The following is a 2,796-nucleotide window of genomic DNA, read 5'->3' as shown; positions in this document are numbered from 1 at the left end:
GTTAAGGGGTGAACAACGCCACCACCTAACCTAAACCATTGTGCCGTAAACACTAAAACTGAATCAAACTGAAAATGCCAAGCGTTGAGAATCCCTCTTAAACGCCTTGTTATGTGAATTTTTTACGCGCCTAAAAGAGGTAAATTTTTACGCTGCTGATAGGTTAAAGCTAACTCTAAACAGGACTTAATTACTCTTTCTGGTATCGGTTTCGACAAGGAAAGAACTATTGCTCTATTCCCCTGAAACACTAGTTCTTCACCATACAATTCCCGGAATGTGTCGACGAGCTTGGTTTGGCAATTAAAGAAAAGGTAATAATTGTTAGGAGACTTGAGTTTCCAGTCCATTCTTAGCGGACTGCCTGTTTTTACACTGTAACTTGGTTCACCCCATTTTAGAGTTTCATCGACTTCACCAAGCTCCAAATCAGATGCTACTTGAAAAACTAGATTTCGTAGCTCCGCTAACCTAACCCGAGCATTCTCTGGGTATTCATCGAAGCGATCTTTGACTGCCTTGTTCATTGGAATCTCCTATTCACATAACGCCGCGTTAAGTGGTGAACAACGCCAACCACCAAACCTAAACCATTGCACCTTAAACACTTAACCTGATTGAAACTGAAACTGCCAAGCGTTGTGAATCCGTCTTAAACGCTTTGTTAGGTTTTGGGCTTATTCTCCCAATGAACCCCAATCTGTTAGATTTAATTGCTTGCGCCTAATGTAGTAGAAGGTTGCCATAACCAAACCAAACAAAGTGCCAGCAAGTAACGAGATGAAAACTGCTTCTAAAACTGGTTTACCTAGCTCGTTCCACACGAGAAACCATTGAAAGATTCCCCAAACAGGAGCGAAGAAAGCCACACAAAGCATAACGTTTGCAAAATAGGTTTGGTAATAAGGTGGCGGAAAACACATGCCAAGTTTACGTAGCCACTTTACAATTGGTGGATTGTAGTTCGACTTCCAAACACCTTTGTCACTTAATTCTTTGTGAGCAAGTTGCAGCTTCGTTTCATAATCCATTATTCAAAATCCTCGAATTCGATGTTTCCCGCGGAGAAACCTAACGCCTTGTTAAGGTGTGAGGCACGCAATACAGATGCTGCTGCATGTTACCGTAACCACTAAAACCAACGCATAGTAAAAATGCCACGCGTGCCGAATCACTCTTGAACAATTTGTTATACGAACTTCTCCTTCAGTGCCAGAACTTGTTGTTCAAATAACTCACAATCTGACTTTGAGTATGACTTAGCGACATTAACCCATTGAACGCCCGTTTCATCTATGTGGCGAAACTCGACTTGAAGCGCATATTTAGAACAACGAAGAAGAGCAAAAACGAAACCTACAGCCGTCAAACTAAGAACTAAAACTTGTAGCCATTGCGGTGCCTCTTCAAAGCTTGGAATGGCTAACCAAACAGCCCCTGAAAAAATAAACACCCAGAATAACACTTGACCTAAATTATCAAGAAAACTTAACTTTTTAACCCTAGCATTGTTTATTTTAGACAAAGGATATGAGTCTTTCTTAAACCTGAACTCTTTTGAATCCAAGCTAAAATCAGTACTCTTGTACATAAATTCCCTCTATTCGTATAACGCCCTGTTAAGGTGTGAGCAACGCAATACCGAAGCTCCTGCATACCACCTTAAACACTAAACGCAACGCATAGCAAAAATGCCAAGCGTTGCGAATCACTCTTAAACAGATTGTTAAATGTATAAAAACACCTAACCGTCAAGCTTCATAGAAGTCTTAGGCATCAGTTCAATAATTGAACGCCCTGCACCAGCTTGCGAGCTAGAATTTTCATTTTTTATATAGCCTGTGTCTTGCGGGGAGAAAATACAAGAAGCTGCGTGATTCAAAACTATGTCTTTAGTTTCTTCAGTTACCGCCGCATCAGTCAGGGCTTTATATGTCATTAATGCATTTTGTCTGTGTTTGTTAACAATTGCATTATGCTTATGTGATAAAAAGTTTTTAGCCGCTAGGAAAAGCAAGTACGCAATAACACCAAAGATTAGAACCTTACTTGTCATCAACTGCAAAGCTTGTAAGTTATCTTCGGGCTTGAACCATGCAAGCTTGTGTATAAACAACGTACAAAAAGCATAAAAACCGAGTGCTATTGCTGCTTGGACCGTTTTAACTTTCCAATACTCAGCCGACTCTTCATGAGCTTCAGATTCATCTTTAAAATATATCGCCTGCTGTGAAACACCTTGTTCAGCAGCAACTTTACGTACATCAGCTAAAACATTTTCTGCTTGTTCTTGTTGAGCTGCAAGCTCACCAGTAATTCCTGTAGCTTCGTCTTTAACGTTTTGAAGCATTGCGCGAGCTTCATTTTCCATTCTTTGGAAGTCGACAGACTTACTAGTGCCGTACGAAATGAATGGAAACAATTTTTGAAACGTCTGATCATAAGCCGCAACCACTTGCTGCACGATTTGGTCTCGGGGCTGAGTTGGGTTTTGGTTTTCTACAGTAGTAGGGTCAAAATCCAAAGCTTGTTGAAAGCGATTAAAGTCTGCGTCAGCTATTTGCTTTATTTGAACAAGAATTCCATCAGGAAAGTCTTCCAGTGTCGACAAGCCCAACTGATTGTATAATCGAATTAGCTTAGACGCAGGAGCTACGATTGCTGAGAAATCAAAGTTTCTTCCTAAGTCCTCCTCTCGCGCCAAGCTTTTTGCGTCAAAAGCCTGCATCCTCGCTAAGGATTCTTGTGTAACTTCCAACTGACTCATTTAATTACTCCATTGTAAAATTATACATT

Annotated in this window: 4 protein-coding genes; all 4 read right to left on the bottom strand. The window is 40.5% G+C overall.

Annotated features, from left to right (window positions below; translation table 11 throughout):
* Positions 1-122: 122 nt before the first annotated feature.
* The 4 genes from LIX84_RS23200 to LIX84_RS23175 all read right to left on the bottom strand — a co-directional run bounded on the left by LIX84_RS23200 (position 123) and on the right by LIX84_RS23175 (position 2,767).
* Positions 123-527 carry a DUF1801 domain-containing protein gene (locus LIX84_RS23200; protein WP_130355389.1) on the bottom strand — a complete coding sequence of 135 codons (405 nt, stop codon included), beginning with the start codon at positions 525-527 and terminating at the stop codon, positions 123-125.
* A gap of 150 nt (positions 528-677) precedes the next feature.
* A complete protein-coding gene (locus tag LIX84_RS23195) occupies positions 678-1,031 on the bottom strand; it encodes a DUF6404 family protein (RefSeq protein ID WP_098415775.1) in 354 nt (117 codons plus the stop codon).
* 158 nt (positions 1,032-1,189) lie between these two features.
* Positions 1,190-1,591, bottom strand: a complete 402-nt coding sequence (locus LIX84_RS23185) for a hypothetical protein (protein ID WP_170891515.1) — start codon at positions 1,589-1,591, stop codon at positions 1,190-1,192.
* Between the two features lie 153 nt (positions 1,592-1,744).
* Entirely contained in the window at positions 1,745-2,767 is a 1,023-nt protein-coding gene (locus LIX84_RS23175; RefSeq protein WP_048625640.1) for a hypothetical protein, read from the bottom strand.
* Positions 2,768-2,796: the final 29 nt, after the last annotated feature.

This window comes from Vibrio sp. E14, from assembly GCF_020515785.1.
GTDB classification, from domain to species: Bacteria; Pseudomonadota; Gammaproteobacteria; order Enterobacterales; family Vibrionaceae; genus Vibrio; species Vibrio diabolicus.
This window is presented reverse-complemented; position numbering and strand designations above follow the sequence as displayed.